Source organism: Shewanella sp. 10N.286.52.B9, assembly GCF_002873635.1.
Lineage (GTDB): Bacteria > Pseudomonadota > Gammaproteobacteria > Enterobacterales > Shewanellaceae > Shewanella.
Window position 1 is genome coordinate 1 of record NZ_MCTY01000199.1, and the last position, 19,891, is coordinate 19,891.

Sequence of the window (19,891 nt, forward strand, 5' to 3'; positions counted from 1 at the left end):
GGATACCACCTTCTTTTTTCTAAAAGAACATAAACCACTTAAATGTGGTTTTTTTGTGCCTAAAATTAGGCGAGTTGGTAGCGTGTTAAAAAAGCTCCAATGACGAATATGAGTAAATTTCCCAAAAGAACTCATCGCTAATATCTCATCGATATCTGTAACCTAATTCAAACAGCTCTTATCCATCATATATCCTATTACGGATATACTCGATCACACCAATTACAGCAACCAAGCGAAAACACTATAAAATCCTCCAATTGATAACTTCAAATCCGCCTTAGAGAGCTTTCAAACTAGAACGATTCAAACCAATACTAAGCACTGCCTACTCACAACCTGCTATTCAATTCATCAATTAGTGACTTTATTAAATTCATTAACTAAATCGCTATTCAACTCTGTGCTTATAAAGTCTTATTTAACTGTAAATTTGAGACAAAAAAAGAAGCCATTAAGGCTTCTTCTATAAACAATGACGAAATTATTTTCCCAAGAGGACTGACATTATACAGCAGCTTTACTTAGGCTTTGATAATGCGACAACCTGAATATAGCCAGCGACAGTAATACCAATAAGCCAACTGAACCCACAACAACACCTTGCCATTCAGCTTGAACCCAAAACATCATCAAGTAAGGCCCTCCAAGAGCTGCGCCGAGATAATAACTACAAAGGTATAGTGATGTTGCTTTAGCCCTGTGAGAGGACGCCCTGATGGCCACAAATGAGTTACAACAGCTATGGGTTAAAAAGAATCCACTTGCTGTTAATAAAAAGCCTATAACGATAGCAAATAAATTATCAACTAAGGTCAGTAAAGTACCCAAGAACATCACAACTAATGCGCCGCGATATAAAAATTCCACCCCAAATTTAACCACCCACTTTGCAGATAAGTACGAAGTAAAAGTGCCACTGAGATAGCATAAGAAAATTAATGTCGCACCGAAACGACTAAACCCATACGGCTCAGCCATGAGGTGTAATTGAATAAAACTAAACTGGTTTACCATCATCATAAACGCTATGCCACCAATGACATACACTAAGCGCATTTGATGATCCGTTAAGTGGTAAACAAAGCCGCCAATATCATGTTTTATCTTCAAAAAGGTACTTTGCTTATCTAATTGTGGGGCATTTTTTTGCTCACATCGAGGTAATAGATAAGTCACCAAGGCGATACCCGTTAAGGTCACCAAAAAATTCACCATCATTGCTGACTGCCAATCAAAGTATTGTGACAATAACCCACCCATCAGGCGTCCGCCAATACCACCAAGACTATTGGACATAATGTAAATACCTGCAGCTTTTAGCATAAAGCTCGCTGGCAGTTGCTCTTTAAAATAAGCCATCGCAATGGCTGGTACGGCAGCTAACAAAACCCCTTGCAGTAACCTCACCATCAACAAAGAGTCAAAGTCTTGTACAAAAATCAGTAAGATATTAGAGGCTGCGAGTAACCACATACTCACCATGATCGGCATTAACCGCCCGACTCTATCGGAAATAACCGCATACAACAGTAATGAAAATGCCAGTGAAAAACTGGTAAAAGATAGAATCAATGTAGCTCTAGCACCTGAAACCTCAAAGTGTTCAGCAATGGATGGCAACATCCCCTGCATGGCATATAGGTTTATATAAACCACGACAGATGCTAAGCACAAAGCCCAAATTAAGCGTATTTCAGATTTTGGCCGACAGGTTTTAGTCCTTGTAGATGCAGACAATTCAGGCACAACTTAAGCCTTAAATAAAAATTGATGAAGAATTTGATTATTACCCGAAAACCAACATAAGCAATGGCGGAAATATTAAGATGTGACTTATGCCCTAAAATGATTCTTAGGGCATTATATTTATAGGTTGAGTGAGTTAAACCTAACGAAAACTAATGAGGGACTTTTTTCATCACAACTTCAGTGGTGAACTTGTCGTTGTGGATGACTTGAAACTTTTCATAGGTTTGAAAAATTACCTGCTCATTGTAGGTAATCATTGCCACCACCCCATAATCCACCGCATCATCAATACCTTCAGCAGGTAAAGTAAACTTAAACGGCACTGGAGCTCTGGCAATATCGAAGGTCTTTTGTGAAATGATTGAACCTGGGGTATTAAAGTCAATAATGGCAATATTGATTTTACAGCCTTGAGGCAAGGCTATTTTTTCTAAGTAGCCCGCATAGCCATTAATAACCACTGGCGGCTCAGGTTGAACGGTGACACAAGCACTTAGCATTAATGTTAATAACGAAAATATCGCCATTTTAAATGAAAATTTCATAAATTATCCTTTTGTCATTCTAAGTAGGCCTTCTTGGGTTGCTGATGCAACTAAACGGCCTTGTTGATCAAAAAACTGCCCCTTTACAAAACCGCGACCACCGCTAGCATTGCTGCTTTCAACACTGTAAAGCAACCAATCAGAAAAGTTAAACGGTCTATGGAACCACATCGCATGATCAATAGTCGCCATCCTAACGCCAGGCGTTAAAAATGAAACCCCATGAGGCTGAGCTGCGGTGACTAAAAAATTAAAATCAGAGGCATAAGCCAATAAATATTCTTGTACATTATGATCCGTTGGGATTTTACCACTGGCACGCATCCAGATATATCGTTTGGGCTCAGTGGAATCAGGCGCGATGGGGTGCGAAGGGTTAACTAAACGCATCTCAATCGGTGAGTCAGTCATAAACTTTTCAAGTATTCTTGCTGGGATCTTATCTCGCATACTCACAGCAAGTTCTTGCTGATTAAGTATGCCTTCAGGCCCGGGGACATTAGGCATTTCAGCTTGATGTTCAAAGCCTTCCTCTGGAGCTTGAAAAGAACAGGTCATATAAAAAATTGGCCTACCCTTCTGAATCGCTTTTACGCGTCTTGCACTGAAGCTGCCGCCATCACGCATATTTTCAACATCATAGACAATCGGTAACTTTTCATCACCGGCTCGTAAAAAGTAAGAATGTAAAGAGTGCACATGGCGATCTTCACTGACGGTTTGCTTAGCAGCGCTCAGCGCTTGCCCCATCACCTGGCCACCAAAAACATGACCAAAACCCAAGTCTTGGCTTTGACCGCGAAACAGCCCTAATTCAATTCGCTCTAGAGACAACAAAGACAAAAGGTCATTTAATACTTGGCTCATAATATTCCTAGCAGTTTATTTACTTATCACTAATATCATAGGTTAACTTAATAACCTTGGTTACTGGAAAATTTAATCGTAAATTGAGTCGCATATAAAATTAAATCTACCTAGAAGAAAAAATAGCATAACTTTTTCATCATTTGCGAGATCATAACCCCGTACAAAATCTCAAAAAATTGCTATGCTATTAGTCCATTCTAATTTAAATCAACACCCTGAAGCCTTAATTATATGCAATCTTGGATTTTAGCTATTAGACCACGTACTTTACCGGCTGCGATTGGTCCATTATTAATTGGTAATATTTTAGCACTACATTTAGAACTTTTTAGTTTTACAATTGCTTGTATCTCGATGCTGTGTGCTATTTTATTGCAAATAGCCGTAAACCTAGCCAACGATTATTTTGACTACAAAAACGGTATTGATACCGATGAGCGTGTTGGTCCAGTTCGAGTTACCCAAAGTGGCATGATATCTCCCAACAGTGTTCGAAATGCGATGATTTTGTGTCTTATTCTCGCACTTATCGTCGGCTCAGCACTGATTTTACACGGTGGTTGGCCTATCGCTATTTTAGCTGTAGCCTCATTATTAGGTGCCGTCTGTTACAGTGGCGGCCCGTATCCATTAGCTTCTCACGGTTTAGGTGAAATCGCCGCATTTGTTTTTTTTGGACTAGTGGCCGTAGTAGGTAGTTATTACTTACAGGCTGGGGAAACCAGTATCAGCGCTTGGTTACTTGGCAGCGCCATTGGTATGTTCAATGCCGCGATTATGCTCGTCAATAATACCCGTGATATCCAAACTGATACCAAAGCTGGCAAAAACACCTTAGCGGTTCGTATCGGCCAAGCTCAGGCAAGAGTGCTTTATCAAGCCTTAGTGTATTTACCCTTTGGGCTCATCATTGGCGGTTTTCTGATGGGCTACCTTGCTGGTTTACCGGTTTTACTCGCCGGGCTTTCCATCGTTTATGCCCGTCAGTTAAGTGGCGAGTTCAGTAACACCAGTGGTGAAGCACTCAATCCAATTCTAGGCAGAACCGCAAAACTCACAATGATTTTTAGCTTGTTATTTAGCATAGGTTTAGTGTTTAGTTTGCCGCAATAATAAAATATCACCAATAAAAAGGGCTTCTACTATTTAGTAGAAGCCCTTTTTTAATCTATTGATTTACAATAAGTCTTAAACTGCTTTTGCAATTTAAACTTTAGATAAGGTGCGCGCTTTAGCACTCCAATCTAAATGATACTTTTCACCCGCTGGCTTGTCAGTGCGTTCAAACGTATGAGCACCAAAGAAATCGCGCTGACCTTGAAGTAAGTTAGCAGGCAAAGTTTCACATCGGTAACTATCATAATAAGCAATTGCCGAGCTAATACATGGCGCTGGCGTGCCTTGCATCACTGATGCGGCAACCGTTTTACGCCAATTCATATGTTTAGCCGATAAGCTAGCACTGAAGGTATCAGCCATTAATAAGTTCGGCAGCTCAGCATTATCTTGGTAAGCCTTGGTAATTTCTTGCAAGAAAGTGGCACGAATAATACAGCCTGCACGCCAAATTTTGGCTATTTCAGCAAAATCTAAAGTCCAGTTTTGCTCTTTCGCGGCCATTGCCATTAGCTGGAACCCTTGTGCATAGCAGCACACTTTGGCGCAATATAGTGCATCTTCTAAGTTAGCAATAAATGCTGCTTTTTCTGCATCAGAAAGGGTTACAACCGCAGGGCCAGCAAGTTTGCTGTTAAGCTGTACTCGTAAATCTTTTTGAGTACTTACCGCGCGGGCATAAACAGCTTCGGCAATCGTAGGCGCAGGGCAACCAATTTGTAAACTGCTTACCGCAGTCCAAAGGCCTGTGCCTTTTTGACCCGCTTTATCAAGGATCATCTCAACTAATGGCTTGCCTGTTAGTGGATCGTCTTGCTGCAATACTTCTGCACTTATCCCCATCAGATAGCTATTCAAGCTGCCATTATTCCAGCCATTGAAAATATCACCAATTTCATGGGCACTTAAGCCTAATCCGTCATGAAGCAATTGAAATGCTTCGCAAATTAACTGCATGTCCGCATATTCAATGCCGTTATGTACCATTTTCACATAGTGACCAGAACCGGCAGGACCTATGTATGTTGTACAAGGCTCGCCTTCAACAACTGGGTTACCAGGCTCAAAACGTTCAATGGGTAAACCTGTAGCAGGATCGACTTTAGCTGCTATGGCATTCCAGACAGGTGCTACATACTGCCATGCAGCTTTATCGCCACTAGGCATTAAAGAAGGGCCAAATCGAGCGCCAACTTCACCGCCAGAGACTGCAGAGCTAAAGAAAACAAACTGACCTTTATAACGTGCTTCACGTTCTACAGTATCAGTCCATAAACTATTACCGGTATCAACGACAATGTCATCTGACTCAATGCCCGCTTCAATTAATGATTTACACACTCCATCAACAGGTCCACCAGCAGGAACTGACAGCACAATAACACGTGGCTTAGTTAGAGATGACAGCATTTCGGTAAGATTATTACAAGCCAGCATTCGGGGGGCTGAATTGGCTTTTCTTTCCGCTTGTTCTTGATTAATGGCAGCATTAACTTTGACAGTATCTAAATCAAAAGCAGCAACCTGGTAGCCATTATCAACGATGTTTAACGCGAGATTCTTGCCCATAACACCAAGGCCAATAACGCCGATGTCTGAACTGAATGGTAGGGTATTCATTTATTATTTTCCAAAGGTCGCAGAGATTAATCGCGTATAGCGAATCCATTTGGACGGTGATTATACTGATTTGTGTAACTAAATTACAGTCATAATACGTGCATACACTTTTGCCAAAAGCGGCATATTAGATCACCAACAAGACTCTGAAAAAAATTATTCATATAAGACAACACCTTAATCTAGATTTTTAACTTTAGATAAGGAAGTTATGCTTTGTTTATCCGAGTAAAAGTTATTTTGCATTTCCTTTTACTGGCATTAAAAACACATATCAATCATTAAACCTGTTCACTTAACCAGCAATCCTAAATTGTATAGGTAAAGTGTACTTTCTCTAAATCCACCAGTTTTAACCAATTAAGCTAATGATTTAAAATTAGATTTTACCCCTCTGCCAATTAACACTTCTTGAATAAATTCCATTAAAAAATGTGATTAGGTTAATAAATACTACAATTAACCTGCAACCTATACCCCGAAATTGGTATATTCAAAAAATTCACATCTGCTACGGAAACTAATCAATGATTAACGCGACCACTCAAGACAAGCTTCAGCATCTTGATTACATGACATTATTAGTATTTTTAAGGCTATATGAATTTAAAAGTGGCAAGCTCACTGCTGAAGCTTTTAATGTTCCTCAATCAAAGATAAGCCGCTGTTTATCACGCTTGCGAGATGCATTTGATGACCCCTTATTTGTCAAAAAAGTAGCCGGTCTTGAAATTAGCGATAAAGCACAACGGCTCTACCCCATCATTAAAAAAATCGAGATAAACCACCTCGACTTAGCCCAAGAAATTGATAAAAGTAATGACAAACTTGATAACAAAGTTGTTATCCATGCTCCATCGGGCTTCACCAATGGCCTACTAAGAAATCTCTATCAATGTAGTTGCATGAGCGCCTGTGTGAAATCAGCGGTACTGCAAGACAATGGTCCCAATGATGAAGAAATGCTGCTAAATAGCCAATGTGATGTGGTGATAAGTTGCCAAGCATCTAGCCATGTAGGGATTCAAAATCAGAAAATATGTGAAGTGCGAGATACCTTCATTGTCGCAAGAGATGATCACCCAATTTGGAATGAGATATACAAACCTATTCTTGATAGAGTGCTGAACTACCCGGTTATTTTGACCGAAGTGTTACACTTTAATAGTGACATTGAAGCCACACCACTGAAACAGTTTGCCGATAGCCGTAAACGCGAGCTCGACGTTGCAGCCAAAACCAATAATCTCAATGAAATTAGTGACTTCCTCGTTGGCACTGATGCCATCACGTTAGTGGTATCACAAGGCGCGGTTGATCACTTAACTCAAAATGAAGCAATTAGGGCGCAAATGATACCGAAAACAGAGCGCGCCGAACTGATGCGTAATAAGCCTAATATGAACCTGTATATGCAAACCCGAAAATCAGAGCGCAAGTTAACTGATTGCGTTAAACATAAAATTGCACAACTGGTTACTCAGGGCGCCAATGGCAGCGATGAAGCCTGTCTATTTGAAAAATAAACACCAGCGACATAAACGCCGAGCAATGCTCACAACATTTAGGTGAGCAAACAATGCAAAGGCTATTACTGAGTTCAATAAATAATTTGATGCCGTTGCATCAAAAATAATAACCACAAGGTTTTTCAGTAAACTTATTCATAAAAAGCAGACTATTTGATTAAAAATAGTCTGCTTTTTTGTATCTATCCTTAAGGCCTTATCAGCTTGTTACTTCACTTAATCTCTGTAATGTTAATACTGCCTTTGCCATAGGCTGGATGACCTTTTTGTTGTTCTTCAGGCAGTTGATTAATGCAGTAATTGATATAAAAAATGTTAAACACGACTGTGAGAATTTTATTCATTTTCAAATCAATGCCGAAATTCACGTGGGCATAATCTTGCAATGCCGCTCGCGCTCTAAATGACCAAAATACATATAAAAAGAAAGCGCCAAAAAGTAATAAACTGCCGATACCACTCATCAAGCCAAAGTCACTGTGTGACAACACACCACCAAAACCAAAGCAAACTGCTATCGCAATAATAAACGAATCATCAGCGGTGCGAATTGAAGTAATCTCGTCCATTTTGGGATACTTAGCAAATAACCAAATTATCGGGTAAATACCACCAGTAAAAATGGTTAACCAAAATAGTCTGCTGGTTTTAGTATTAATCTTTTCTGGCAGTTCTTTAATGTTGTTCATAAAACTTGATCAAACCTTTGTCATATTTACTGGTTAACAGTCATCTTTCTCAATTTCAGCCACGAGTAACTGAATTCGAGAATACATCTAGTTTAACGATAGATAGAATACCCTTGCCGATTATAAAATAAAAAACATCTCAGTTTGATTAAATAACACTATAAATCAGCACTTAACTCTCAGTTTAGACCAAATTTAGTCCTTAATATCTTTATATTCGATAAAAAGGCGTTATCCATAAAAAAACGAGCCATCAGGCTCGTTTGTTAACATGACACACAAACTAAACCGTGAGTTCCTTGGCCAACGCATCAGCATAGCCCATCTTAGTTAATGCCGTGCGAATAATATCTAGCGTCATCGGATCTTCAATAGTGGCAGGCATAGTATATTCGTTATTGTCAGCAATCTTACGCATGGTGGCGCGCAAGATTTTACCCGAGCGGGTTTTAGGCAGTTTTTGCACCGCGCTGACTAATCGAAAAGACGCCACTGGGCCAATTTCATGTCTCACCAATGCTAGTAACTCTTGATATAAAACTTCATCAGATAACTCGACGCCATTTTTAAGTACCACTAGCCCTAACGGTACCTGACCTTTGAGTTTATCTTGCACCCCAATAACCGCCGCTTCTGCAACCGCTGAATGTTGGCACAATACCTCTTCAAAGCGCCCAGTAGATAATCGGTGCCCAGCAACGTTAATAATGTCATCTATGCGGCTCATAATATACAGGTAGCCATCTTCATCAATATAGCCCGCATCGCCCGTTAAATAATAACCTTGATACATAGATAAATAGCTCTCCACATAGCGTTTATCGTTGTTCCATAAGGTGGTTAAGTTACCCGGTGGCAACGGCAGTTTAATCACCACATTACCACTTTCATTGGCGCTAACTTGCTCGCCCATGGCATCGAGTACTTCGACCTGATAACCGGGTACTGGTCTTGCGGGCGATCCCGCTTTAATCTCGATAGGATCTATCCCCATCAAATTCGCCGCAACTGGCCAACCGGTTTCAGTTTGCCACCAGTGATCGATAACAGGTTTGGCCAATTTATCTTGGGCCCAATTGAGCGTGTCGGGATCGCAGCGTTCACCCGCAAGAAATACTTGCCCTAAACACGATAAATCAACACCTTTAACTAATGCTCCGTCAGGATCTTCGCGTTTAATGGCTCGAATGGCCGTCGGCGCGGTAAAAAAGCTTTTTACATTATATTGTTCGATGATCCGCCAAAAAGCCCCCGCATCGGGGGTACCAATGGGCTTACCTTCATACATCAATGTTGTTGCGCCAACTAATAATGGCCCGTAAACAATATAAGAATGACCCACAACCCAGCCCACATCTGATGCAGCCCAAAACACATCGCCAGCGCCGATATTATATATGTGCTTCATAGACCAGATTAGCGCCACCCCATGGCCACCATTATCTCTCACCACGCCTTTGGGTTGGCCTGTTGTACCTGAGGTATAAAGCACATACAGCGGATGGGTCGCTTCAACGGCGACGCAATCCACTGACGATGCATGGCTCACAGCACTTTGCCAGTCAACGTCCCTTGGGCTTTGTAAGTCTGCAGTATATTGAGGTCGATTGAGAATAACGCAATGGTCAACTTGGTGAGACGCTTGAGCTAAGGCATCATCTAATAGCGGTTTGTACTTCACCACGCCTGACGGCTCAATACCACAAGATGCCGATAAAATAAGTTTCGGTTTAGCATCATTAATCCGGGTGGCTAATTCATTGGCTGCAAAGCCGCCAAACACCACAGAGTGAATGGCGCCTATGCGGGCACAGGCCAGCATGGCATAGGCGGTTTCTGGCACCATCGGCATATAAATGACCACTCTATCGCCCTTTTCAATGCCAATGGATTGCATGTAACCGGCTAACCGGCTCACTTGGGATAGTAATTCTTGATAACTAATACTGTACTGATTTTGGGTTACAGGACTTATGTATTCAATGGCAATGCGATCACCGTGGCCAGCTAACACATGACGGTCAACAGCGTTATAGCAGGTATTCATTTCGCCACCAGCAAACCATTGATAAAATGGCGCATTAGCCTCATCTAACACACTATCAAACAGCTTATCCCAGGTAATGGCCTTGGCAGCCTTTCCCCAAAACCCTTGTTTATCCTGTAAAGAATCTTGATGCATTTCAATCCCTAAACCAGCCATAAGCTACTCCCCACTGAACGATTGACCTTTCACGCTAAGTCATACCTTTAAATAACTTACCGTGAGTAATATTGAATTAACTTCATTATGGCGTGGTTAAAAAAGTTTCCCCATTAGACCAAGGGATATAGAAATCTCAGCAATAACACATAAATAAAAACTTCAGTGTTATGATGCTAACTTAATGATAATTATAAGTTAGCACTAAAAATCACCATTAATTATTAACCTAATTAATGGCGTCTTTGCTACAATATTGAATTCACTATTCTGTCACTGCGCCATTCTTGCGCGCGGTAATCCCTAGGCCTTGGCAAGCTGTATTTACATTGTTTTTTAACAAAAACAGCCTTGGCAACTGGCGACAAACTTTACCTTTACGTAAACTTCATATATCTTGCATCAAAAGACGTACTTTTGGTGAAACGATGAGCGCAAATTTAAACCCACAATCCACTTATTCAATTAGTGATTTATCAAAGGAATTTGATATCACCACACGTAGTATTCGGTTTTATGAAGACCAAGGCTTAATAAAACCTAAGCGCCGCGGTCAAACACGTATCTATAGTTTAAAAGATCGTGTGCGCTTAAAACTGATATTACGAGGTAAACGTTTAGGTTTTTCGTTAGCGGAAACCCGTCGTTTGTTTGAGCTTTACGATGCAGATAAAAGCAGTACTTCTCAACTACAAACAATGCTCGATTTAGTAGAAGAGAAAAAAGCTTCTTTGCAGCAGCAAATGGACGATATCAAGGTGGTACTTATGGAACTGAACTCTGCTGAGCAGCAATGTAAGTCAGCCCTAGAGGAAAGTGTTAAATAGCGACTCATCATCGACAGCAAAAGATCCGTTTAACTGAATAATAACAGCAACAATATAAAAATTATAAGCCTAAGGAACAAGATAGTTTCACGGCGCAAATAGCTAATATTCAACAGGACACAAGACAATGACATCACTCTATACAAGCCTTAATTTCGGCCTGGGCGAAGACGTGGACATGCTTCGCGATGCCGTACATGATTTTGCCAGCAACGAGATTGCGCCCATCGCGGCGCAAGTTGATCAAGATAATGCTTTTCCTAACCACATGTGGCCAGTTCTAGGAGAGATGGGACTCCTTGGCGTCACCGTGCCTGAAGAGTATGGCGGCGCGAATATGGGCTACCTTGCCCATGTCGTCGCCATGGAAGAAATCTCCCGCGCCTCTGCTTCTATTGGCTTAAGTTACGGCGCCCACTCAAACCTTTGCGTTAATCAAATTAACCGTAATGGCAGCGCTGAGCAAAAAGCCAAGTACTTACCCAAATTAGTTAGCGGTGAACATATCGGCGCACTGGCCATGAGTGAACCTAATGCGGGCTCAGACGTGGTGTCAATGAAGTTAAGCGCCCGTAAACAAGGCGACCGTTACATTCTTAATGGTAACAAAATGTGGATCACCAATGGTCCTGATGCTGACACCTTAGTGATTTATGCCAAAACTGATGCAGACAAAGGCCCACATGGCATCACTGCATTTATTGTTGAAAAAACCTTTAAAGGCTTCAGCACCGCACAAAAACTCGATAAATTAGGCATGCGCGGCTCCAATACCTGTGAATTGGTATTTGAGAATTGTGAAGTCCCTGAAGAAAATATCTTAGGCGGCCTTAACAATGGCGTAAAAGTACTGATGAGCGGCCTTGATTACGAACGCGTGGTGTTATCAGGTGGGCCGTTAGGCATCATGAATGCCTGTATGGATATTGTCATGCCTTATATTCACGAGCGGGAACAATTTGGTAAATCCATTGGTCAATTCCAATTAGTCCAAGGCAAGCTTGCCGATATGTACACCGGCATGAACGCTGCTAAATCCTACATCTATAACGTGGCCAAATCTTGTGACCGCGGCGAAACCACCCGTAAAGATGCTGCTGGCGCAATTTTATATAGCGCCGAGCTTGCCACAAAAATGTCACTGGATGCGATTCAGTTACTAGGTGGCAATGGTTACGTCAATGAATATGCCACAGGGCGTTTATTACGTGATGCCAAGTTATATGAAATTGGTGCGGGAACCTCAGAAATTCGCCGCATGTTGATTGGACGTGAGCTGTTTAATGAATCCAAATAGCTGTTAAATTTGGATAGCTAATCCAAATAGCTGTTAAATTTGGATAGCTAATCCAAATAACTTCTAGAATTTAGCTAGTTAGCAGCACACTAAAAAATACAATCAACACCAAATTATTCAAAAGTTAACGTCAATAGCAAAGTGTTTAGTGCGTAGCGTGGTTGAGACCCCATCCCCCTTTAGACTCAGCCATGCTAACGCCTCACTTGACTCATTAAGGATATGAATTGTGACGCAATTGAGCAGCCGTATTAACGCCCGTAGTGACGAGTTTAAAGCCAAGCATGATGACATGGTGGCATTAGTTGATGATCTAAAAATCAAACTCACCCAAATTGAACAAGGTGGCGGTCCCGTCGCCCTTGAACGCCACCTGTCACGAGGTAAATTACTGCCCCGTCATCGAGTCGAAAAACTGCTCGATCCCGGCTCACCCTTTTTAGAAATATCCCAATTCGCCGCCTATGAAGTTTATGATGAAGCTGTGCCCGCAGCCGGTGTGATTGCCGGTATTGGCCGTGTAAGCGGTGTTGAATGTATGATTATCGCCAATGACGCCACCGTTAAAGGCGGTACTTACTACCCTATTACGGTGAAAAAGCATTTACGCGCCCAAGACATTGCCAGTCGCTGTCATTTACCTTGTATCTACCTAGAGGATTCAGGCGGCGCAAACTTACCAAGACAAGATGAAGTGTTTCCCGATCGCGATCATTTCGGGCGTATTTTTTACAACCAAGCGCAAATGTCAGCTAAAGGCATTCCGCAAGTGGCTGTGGTCATGGGTTTGTGTACAGCAGGTGGCGCCTATGTTCCCGCCATGGCAGATGAGTCGATTATCGTAAAAGAGCAAGGCACTATTTTTTTAGCCGGCCCGCCATTAGTTAAAGCCGCTACCGGCGAAGAAGTAACCGCCGAAGAATTAGGCGGCGCTGAAGTACATACTAAGATTTCTGGTGTTGCCGACCATTTAGCCCAAAATGATGACCACGCACTTGAGCTTGCCCGTAAAGCCATTTCACGCTTAAACCATCAAAAGCAAATTACAGCCCAGTTAAGCCCTGTTAAGCCACCTAAATTCGATATCAGTGAATTGTACGGCATTGTCGGTACCGACCTTAAAAAGCCCTTTGATGTTAAAGAGGTTATTGCCCGGGTTGTTGATGACTCAGATTTTGATGAATTTAAAGCCAATTACGGTAACACGCTGGTTTGCGGCTTTGCCCGCATTCATGGCTACCCTGTCGGCATTGTGGCTAACAACGGCATTTTATTTTCTGAATCTGCCCAAAAAGGCGCGCACTTTATTGAATTGTGTTGCCAACGCAAAATCCCATTACTGTTCCTGCAAAACATCACTGGTTTTATGGTAGGTAAAAAGTACGAACATGAGGGTATTGCTAAGCACGGCGCTAAAATGGTTACCGCAGTATCTTGTGCCAATGTGCCTAAATTTACCGTCATCATTGGTGGCAGTTATGGCGCGGGTAACTACGGCATGTGTGGCCGTGCATTTGAGCCCACCATGATGTGGATGTGGCCCAATGCTCGCATTTCAGTCATGGGCGGCGAACAAGCTGCTGGTGTATTGGCCACAGTTCGCCGTGACGGTTTAGCCCGTAAAGGCCAAGACTGGTCTGATGAAGACGAGCAAGCCTTTAGAAAACCGATTGTTGAGCAATATGACAAAGAAGGTCATCCCTACCATGCCAGTGCACGCCTGTGGGATGACGGCATTATCGACCCTGCTCAAACGCGTGATGTAGTGGGTTTAGCGTTATCGGCGGCGTTAAATGCGCCTATTGAAGATACCAAGTTTGGTGTGTTCCGCATGTAATTGCGGTTATTCATTCAATATCAATAGGAGCATGCAAACATGGCAATAGCCAACCCATATCAATACATTCAATGCCAGCTTAACCAAGGCGTTGGTGAATTAATTTTAGACCGCGTTGAAAAACATAATGCCTTTGATGAAGTGATGATTAATGAAATGATCACCGCCATCGAAGCCTTTGACGAAAACGACCAATGCCAGCAATTAATATTGCGCGCCAACGGTAAAAACTTCAGTGCTGGCGCTGACCTTAACTGGATGCGCAAGCAAGCCAAAATGGACTTTGAGCAAAACCTCAATGACGCCCATGAACTGGCTAAATTAATGCACGTGCTAGATAAGTTTCCTAAGCCGACTATCGCCTTAGTCAATGGCGCAGCCTTTGGCGGCGCACTGGGATTAATTTGCTGCTGCGATATTGCCATTGCCAATGAGCGCGCAAGCTTTTGCCTCAGTGAAGTCAAACTCGGTTTAATCCCTGCGGTTATCAGCCCTTATGTGGTGCGAGCCATGGGCAACCGCCAAGCACGACGTTATATGCTCACCGCCGAGCGCTTCAGTGCCACTGTAGCCTTAACTCATCAAATAATTCATGAAGTTAATGATGATTTAGACGCAGCAGCCCAGCCGTTTATCGAGGCCTTTAACGCTAACAGTCCCCAAGGCATGGCATGGGTTAAAACCTTAGTGTCCCACCTTGAAGATGGCGTGATAAATGACGCCACCCTTGCCCATACTAGCGAGCAGATTGCCCGCATACGTGTATCAGACGAAGGCCAAGAAGGCCTCAATGCATTCTTTGAAAAACGTTCACCATCATGGCGTGCTCAATCGACTAAAAGCAGCGCTAAGACTGATGCACAAGGAGCCCAATAATGTTTACTAAGATTTTAATTGCCAATCGTGGTGAAATTGCCTGTCGCATCATCAACACCGCCCGCGCCATGGGCGTTCGTACTGTAGCGCTTTATTCTGATGCCGATAAAGATGCCCGCCATGTCACCATGGCCGATGAATCTTTCCACATTGGTGGCAGCGCTCCGGCTGATTCATACCTAAAAGCTGATTTGATCATTGAAATTGCGAAAAAGTCAGCCGCTGAAGCGATTCACCCCGGTTATGGTTTCTTGTCTGAAAACGCTGACTTTGCTCGCAACTGTGAGCAAAACGGCATTGTATTTATCGGCCCAGGCAGTGATGCCATTGATGCTATGGGCAGTAAAAGCGCCGCCAAAATGATTATGGGCGCAGCCAATGTGCCATTAGTGCCCGGTTATCATGGTGATGACCAATCAGATGAAACCCTACTGGCTGAAGCTGAAAATGTTGGTTACCCCATGCTGATTAAAGCGGCCTATGGCGGTGGTGGCAAAGGCATGAAGATTGTTGAAAGCCAAGCTGAAGTGCTAGCAGCGATTAACTCAGCTCGTCGAGAAGCGGCATCATCGTTTGGTAATGACAAATTATTAATGGAACGCTACTTACGCCAGCCACGTCATGTGGAGCTACAAGTGTTTGCCGATACTTTCGGTAATACCATCTATTTATCAGATCGTGATTGCTCCATCCAGCGTCGCCATCAAAAAGTGGTCGAAGAAGCGCCAGCCCCAGGGCTGTCAGATGCACTGCGTAAGCAAATGGGTGAAGCGGCAGTAGCCGCAGCTAAAGCCATTGATTATGTGGGCGCAGGCACGGTTGAGTTTCTATTAGATACTGATGGCAGTTTCTACTTCATGGAAATGAACACCCGTCTACAGGTTGAGCACCCAGTTACAGAAATGGTCACCGGGCAAGACTTAGTAAAATGGCAACTAATGGTCGCTAGTGGCAGTGAGTTGCCCCTTACCCAAGCTGAAGTGCGTATTCATGGCCACGCCTTTGAAGCTCGTATTTATGCTGAAGATCCCCGCAATGAATTTTTACCTGCGTCAGGCAAGTTAACCTTCTTGCGCGAGCCGGATCAAAACCGTCATGTACGCATTGATTCAGGCATTCGCGAAAATGATGTCATTAGTAACTTTTACGACCCAATGATTTCAAAACTGATTGTCTGGGACGAATCTCGCCCCCGCGCACTGCAGCGCTTAACCCACGCATTAAGCTCGTATCAAATCAGCGGCCTTAAACACAATATCGAGTTCCTCGCTAATATTGCTGAGCATAAAGCCTTTTCAGACGCCAATTTTTGTACCGACTTTATCGAGCGCTATTCCGACAGTTTAATTGGCAATGTTACTGATGAGTCAGACAACGCACTGGCATTAGCGGGGCTTTATCAAGTATTAGCTCGCCAGCAAGCGGCAAAATCCACCGCCACCAACAGCCACGACCCTTACTCACCGTGGGGACAAGTTAGTGGCTTTAGACTCAATAGCGCCAGCGTGCATCATGTTGCCCTACTCAGCGACAGCAGTGACGAGCAGCAATTGCACAATCTCGTCATCACCGATTTAGGCGATGCACTGCATCTTAACCTTAACGGCCAAGCATTATCGCTTGCAGGCACCATTAAAGATGACATGCTGCAGGCTGAAATTAATGGCCATAAAAGCAACATTCCCGTCAGCCATCAAGGTGATGACTTTACCTTGTTCTTACCGAGTGGCAGCTATCACTTTAAAGCGATATTAGCCCAAATAGCTGAAGACACCATTGATAGCGCCGACAAATTAAAAGCGCCAATGAATGGCACTGTGGTCACTCACTTAGTTGAGGTGGGCGATAGCGTCACTGAAGGCCAAGGCTTATTAGTGATGGAAGCGATGAAAATGGAATACACCATTGAAGCGCCATTTGATGGTGTGGTCAGTGAATTTTACTTTCAAAGCGGCGAGCTCGTCACCGATGGTGCCCAACTGCTAAATGTCGAGCCAACAACACTTGATGTCACAGCGCCTGAATCTGCTGACTCGGAGGCATAAATGTTACCGAGCAATCTCCCGACTCAGGTCAGTATTTTTGAAGTTGGTGCCCGTGACGGACTGCAAAATGAAACCACGGTCTCTATTGAAAACAAAATTACTCTTATTGAGCAGTTAGCCGCTGCCGGTGTTAATCGTATTGAAGCGGCCAGCTTTGTTTCACCTAAGTGGGTGCCACAAATGGCCGATTCAGGTGATATTTTACGGCAAATTAAGCGTAAACAAGGCGTGGTCTACTCTGCCCTCACCCCAAATTTAAAAGGGCTGGAACTTGCCCTTGACGCTGGCGCAGATGAAGTGGCCATCTTTGGCGCCGCATCAGAAAGCTTCAGCCAACGCAATATTAACTGCTCGATTGACGAGTCAATCGCCCGCTTTGAGCCAGTCATGGCGCTCGCTAAAGCGCGAAACATTAAGGTACGCGGTTATGTTTCCTGTGTACTGGGCTGCCCCTATGAAGGCGAGATAAAGAGCACAGAAGTGGCCCGCGTGTCTGAAATACTTTACAAAATGGGCTGTTACGAGATCTCCCTCGGAGACACCATTGGTGTTGGCACGCCACTAAAAGCCCGTAAGATGGTTGAAACCGTCGCTAATTTAGTGCCTGTCGATAAACTGGCGCTACACTTTCATGACACCTACGGCCAAGCATTAGCCAACATTCAAGCCTGTTTAACCACAGGCGTAAGCGTAATTGACTCATCGGTCGCAGGCCTTGGCGGCTGCCCTTATGCCAAAGGCGCATCGGGTAATCTCGCCACTGAAGATTTAGTTTATATGCTCCATGGCATGGGCATAGAAACTGGCATTGATTTACACAAACTTGCCCAAGCAGGCAATCAAATCAGCCAAGTATTGGGCCGCACCACAGGTTCAAAAGTCGCCCAAGCGCTAACGGTATAGGCCATTGTTTAAAAGGCCATTGTTTAAAGTCAGTGCTTAATAGCGCACATTAAAACGATATAAATTTGCAAACCGCAAACTGAAAAGGACAAGATTATGGCAGGACTCAACAAAGTCGTTCACAGTTACCAAGAAGCCCTAAATGGCCTCAATAACGACATGACAATTTTGGTCGGTGGCTTTGGCCTGTGTGGTATCCCTGAAGGCCTGATTAATCATATGGTGACCACAGGCGTAACTGGGCTTACCGCTATTTCAAACAACGCTGGGGTTGATGATTTTGGTTTGGGCTTATTGTTAAAGCAGCGCCAAATTGCCACCATGATTGCCTCATACGTGGGTGAAAACGCCACTTTTGAACAGCAAATGCTATCAGGTGAGTTAAATGTCATCTTAACCCCACAAGGCACCTTGGCTGAAAAAATTCGTGCTGGCGGAGCGGGTATCCCAGCCTTTTTCACTGCAACTGGTTACGGCACGCCAATCGCTGATGGTAAAGAAACCCGTGAAATTAAAGGCCGTAATTATGTGCTTGAAGAGTCACTAACCGCCGATTTCGCCTTAGTTCGTGCATGGAAAGCCGATACCATGGGTAACTTAATCTTTCGTAAAACAGCGGCTAACTTTAATCCTATGATGGCTACCGCAGGCAAAATCACCGTGGTAGAAGCGGAAGAAATTGTCCAGCCGGGCGAGCTAGACCCAAACCATATTCATACCCCTGGTATTTATGTTGATCGGGTGATTCAAGCAAGTTTTGAGAAACGTATTGAGCAGCGCACCGTTAAACCTCAACCTGACAACCAAGCATAAGGAGCAAGATCATGGCTTTATCAAGAGAACAACTTGCTCAACGTGTAGCGCAAGAAATGCAAGACGGCTTTTACGTTAACTTAGGTATCGGTATTCCGACCTTAGTGGCTAACTACATTCCTGCAGGCATGAGCGTGATGCTGCAATCTGAAAACGGCCTATTAGGTATGGGCGAGTTCCCAACTGAAGACACCATTGACGCCGACCTCATCAACGCAGGTAAGCAAACAGTCACCGCTGTAGATGGCGCATCATTCTTTTCATCGGCTGAAAGCTTTGCGATGATCCGTGGCGGCCATGTCGATTTAACCGTACTCGGCGCTTTTGAAGTCGATGTAAACGGCTCAATCGCCTCATGGATGATCCCAGGTAAATTGATTAAAGGCATGGGCGGCGCAATGGATTTAGTCGCAGGCGCTGACAATATTATTGTCACCATGATGCATGCTGACAAAAAAGGTAACTCTAAACTTTTACCTGTATGTGAACTGCCATTAACCGGTTATGGCTGCATCAAACGCGTCATGACAGATTTAGCCTTTATGGAAATCAAAGATGGCGCATTTCACTTATTAGAACGAGCCCCAGGTGTCAGTGTTGAAGAGATCCAATCTAAAACTGCAGGTAAGTTGGTTGTGCCAGAGCATGTACCAGAAATGGTGTTTTAAATTGAATGTGTGATTCAATTTAAATTTGATTAAAGACTAAAAGCGAGCTTCATTGAAGTTCGCTTTTTTGTTTGGTGTAATTTGAGTTTTGGGTGTGTTAAACAACAAAGATAACAGCAAGATCAAGGTCGTGGCGCTTCGCCCACACCAGACGAAAGGGAAACAACAGCATTTCCCTTCTCGACATCCCTTGCCGCTCCAACGAAGTTATTCTGAAAAACGAATAAGCTGCGCTCTTATTCGAAAATAACTAACGCTTACGATGGGGCGTCCCTTCCCCCCGAAAGCTAGCCAGACATCC

The 19,891-nt window shown here is 43.4% G+C and carries 16 protein-coding genes; 10 read left to right on the forward strand and 6 right to left on the reverse strand.

The window, feature by feature from the left end; translation table 11 throughout:
• Positions 1 to 507: 507 nt before the first annotated feature.
• The 3 genes from BCU91_RS15670 to tesB form a co-directional block, all read right to left on the reverse strand.
• Complete coding sequence (locus tag BCU91_RS15670; RefSeq protein ID WP_241904097.1) at positions 508 to 1,740, reverse strand: MFS transporter; 1,233 nt, start codon at positions 1,738 to 1,740, stop codon at positions 508 to 510.
• A gap of 161 nt (positions 1,741 to 1,901) precedes the next feature.
• On the reverse strand, positions 1,902 to 2,297 hold the full coding sequence (locus BCU91_RS15675; RefSeq protein WP_076540422.1) for a YbaY family lipoprotein: 396 nt from the start codon (positions 2,295 to 2,297) through the stop codon (positions 1,902 to 1,904).
• Between the two features lie 3 nt (positions 2,298 to 2,300).
• A complete protein-coding gene (gene tesB, locus BCU91_RS15680; RefSeq protein ID WP_102477013.1) occupies positions 2,301 to 3,164 on the reverse strand; it encodes an acyl-CoA thioesterase II in 864 nt (287 codons plus the stop codon).
• 234 nt (positions 3,165 to 3,398) lie between these two features.
• Here tesB and BCU91_RS15685 point away from each other — a divergent pair, with 234 nt between their 5' ends.
• On the forward strand, positions 3,399 to 4,280 hold the full coding sequence (locus BCU91_RS15685; RefSeq protein WP_102439476.1) for a 1,4-dihydroxy-2-naphthoate polyprenyltransferase: 882 nt from the start codon (positions 3,399 to 3,401) through the stop codon (positions 4,278 to 4,280).
• A gap of 93 nt (positions 4,281 to 4,373) precedes the next feature.
• Here BCU91_RS15685 and gndA read toward each other — a convergent pair whose 3' ends face one another.
• Entirely contained in the window at positions 4,374 to 5,903 is a 1,530-nt protein-coding gene (gene gndA / locus BCU91_RS15690) for an NADP-dependent phosphogluconate dehydrogenase (RefSeq protein ID WP_102477012.1), read from the reverse strand.
• A gap of 527 nt (positions 5,904 to 6,430) precedes the next feature.
• On the opposite strand from gndA, the gene BCU91_RS15695 reads away from it, so the two are divergent.
• Positions 6,431 to 7,429 (forward strand): LysR family transcriptional regulator, encoded by a 999-nt coding sequence (locus BCU91_RS15695; RefSeq protein ID WP_102520633.1) that lies wholly within the window; start codon positions 6,431 to 6,433, stop codon positions 7,427 to 7,429.
• A gap of 215 nt (positions 7,430 to 7,644) precedes the next feature.
• Here the strand turns inward: BCU91_RS15695 and BCU91_RS15700 are convergent, their stop codons facing one another.
• Positions 7,645 to 8,121, reverse strand: a complete 477-nt coding sequence (locus BCU91_RS15700; protein WP_102531862.1) for a hypothetical protein — start codon at positions 8,119 to 8,121, stop codon at positions 7,645 to 7,647.
• A 283-nt stretch (positions 8,122 to 8,404) separates the two neighbouring features.
• Positions 8,405 to 10,324, reverse strand: coding sequence for a propionyl-CoA synthetase (locus BCU91_RS15705; protein ID WP_102436308.1), 1,920 nt, complete (start codon positions 10,322 to 10,324; stop codon positions 8,405 to 8,407).
• Positions 10,325 to 10,752: 428 nt separating this feature from the next.
• Between BCU91_RS15705 and BCU91_RS15710 the strand changes: the two genes are divergently transcribed.
• The 8 genes from BCU91_RS15710 to BCU91_RS15745 all read left to right on the forward strand — a co-directional run bounded on the left by BCU91_RS15710 (position 10,753) and on the right by BCU91_RS15745 (position 19,590).
• The gene (locus tag BCU91_RS15710; RefSeq protein ID WP_102436306.1) at positions 10,753 to 11,151 is read left to right on the forward strand and encodes a MerR family DNA-binding transcriptional regulator; all 399 of its coding nucleotides are present in this window, start codon (positions 10,753 to 10,755) and stop codon (positions 11,149 to 11,151) included.
• A gap of 127 nt (positions 11,152 to 11,278) precedes the next feature.
• Complete coding sequence (locus BCU91_RS15715) at positions 11,279 to 12,448, forward strand: isovaleryl-CoA dehydrogenase (protein ID WP_102477009.1); 1,170 nt, start codon at positions 11,279 to 11,281, stop codon at positions 12,446 to 12,448.
• Positions 12,449 to 12,677: 229 nt separating this feature from the next.
• On the forward strand, positions 12,678 to 14,285 hold the full coding sequence (locus BCU91_RS15720) for a carboxyl transferase domain-containing protein (RefSeq protein WP_102531863.1): 1,608 nt from the start codon (positions 12,678 to 12,680) through the stop codon (positions 14,283 to 14,285).
• A gap of 39 nt (positions 14,286 to 14,324) precedes the next feature.
• A complete protein-coding gene (locus BCU91_RS15725; RefSeq protein WP_102531864.1) occupies positions 14,325 to 15,161 on the forward strand; it encodes an enoyl-CoA hydratase-related protein in 837 nt (278 codons plus the stop codon).
• Entirely contained in the window at positions 15,161 to 17,206 is a 2,046-nt protein-coding gene (locus tag BCU91_RS15730) for an acetyl/propionyl/methylcrotonyl-CoA carboxylase subunit alpha (RefSeq protein ID WP_102520629.1), read from the forward strand. Before BCU91_RS15725 ends, BCU91_RS15730 begins: the two co-directional genes overlap by 1 nt.
• Positions 17,207 to 18,109 carry a hydroxymethylglutaryl-CoA lyase gene (locus BCU91_RS15735; RefSeq protein WP_102436296.1) on the forward strand — a complete coding sequence of 301 codons (903 nt, stop codon included), beginning with the start codon at positions 17,207 to 17,209 and terminating at the stop codon, positions 18,107 to 18,109.
• A gap of 96 nt (positions 18,110 to 18,205) precedes the next feature.
• The gene (locus BCU91_RS15740) at positions 18,206 to 18,922 is read left to right on the forward strand and encodes a CoA transferase subunit A (RefSeq protein WP_102531865.1); all 717 of its coding nucleotides are present in this window, start codon (positions 18,206 to 18,208) and stop codon (positions 18,920 to 18,922) included.
• An 11-nt stretch (positions 18,923 to 18,933) separates the two neighbouring features.
• Positions 18,934 to 19,590 carry a 3-oxoacid CoA-transferase subunit B gene (locus BCU91_RS15745; RefSeq protein ID WP_102531866.1) on the forward strand — a complete coding sequence of 219 codons (657 nt, stop codon included), beginning with the start codon at positions 18,934 to 18,936 and terminating at the stop codon, positions 19,588 to 19,590.
• Positions 19,591 to 19,891: the final 301 nt, after the last annotated feature.

Bases quoted from the DNA above. Each gene is read 5' to 3' on its own strand.
- BCU91_RS15675 (WP_076540422.1), bottom strand. From the start codon at position 2,297: ATGAAATTTTCATTTAAAATGGCGATATTTTCGTTATTAACATTAATG.
- tesB (WP_102477013.1), bottom strand. From the start codon at position 3,164: ATGAGCCAAGTATTAAATGACCTTTTGTCTTTGTTGTCTCTAGAGCGA.
- BCU91_RS15685 (WP_102439476.1), top strand. From the start codon at position 3,399: ATGCAATCTTGGATTTTAGCTATTAGACCACGTACTTTACCGGCTGCG.
- gndA (WP_102477012.1), bottom strand. From the start codon at position 5,903: ATGAATACCCTACCATTCAGTTCAGACATCGGCGTTATTGGCCTTGGT.
- BCU91_RS15695 (WP_102520633.1), top strand. From the start codon at position 6,431: ATGATTAACGCGACCACTCAAGACAAGCTTCAGCATCTTGATTACATG.
- BCU91_RS15700 (WP_102531862.1), bottom strand. From the start codon at position 8,121: ATGAACAACATTAAAGAACTGCCAGAAAAGATTAATACTAAAACCAGC.
- BCU91_RS15705 (WP_102436308.1), bottom strand. From the start codon at position 10,324: ATGGCTGGTTTAGGGATTGAAATGCATCAAGATTCTTTACAGGATAAA.
- BCU91_RS15710 (WP_102436306.1), top strand. From the start codon at position 10,753: ATGAGCGCAAATTTAAACCCACAATCCACTTATTCAATTAGTGATTTA.
- BCU91_RS15715 (WP_102477009.1), top strand. From the start codon at position 11,279: ATGACATCACTCTATACAAGCCTTAATTTCGGCCTGGGCGAAGACGTG.
- BCU91_RS15725 (WP_102531864.1), top strand. From the start codon at position 14,325: ATGGCAATAGCCAACCCATATCAATACATTCAATGCCAGCTTAACCAA.
- BCU91_RS15730 (WP_102520629.1), top strand. From the start codon at position 15,161: ATGTTTACTAAGATTTTAATTGCCAATCGTGGTGAAATTGCCTGTCGC.
- BCU91_RS15735 (WP_102436296.1), top strand. From the start codon at position 17,207: ATGTTACCGAGCAATCTCCCGACTCAGGTCAGTATTTTTGAAGTTGGT.
- BCU91_RS15740 (WP_102531865.1), top strand. From the start codon at position 18,206: ATGGCAGGACTCAACAAAGTCGTTCACAGTTACCAAGAAGCCCTAAAT.
- BCU91_RS15745 (WP_102531866.1), top strand. From the start codon at position 18,934: ATGGCTTTATCAAGAGAACAACTTGCTCAACGTGTAGCGCAAGAAATG.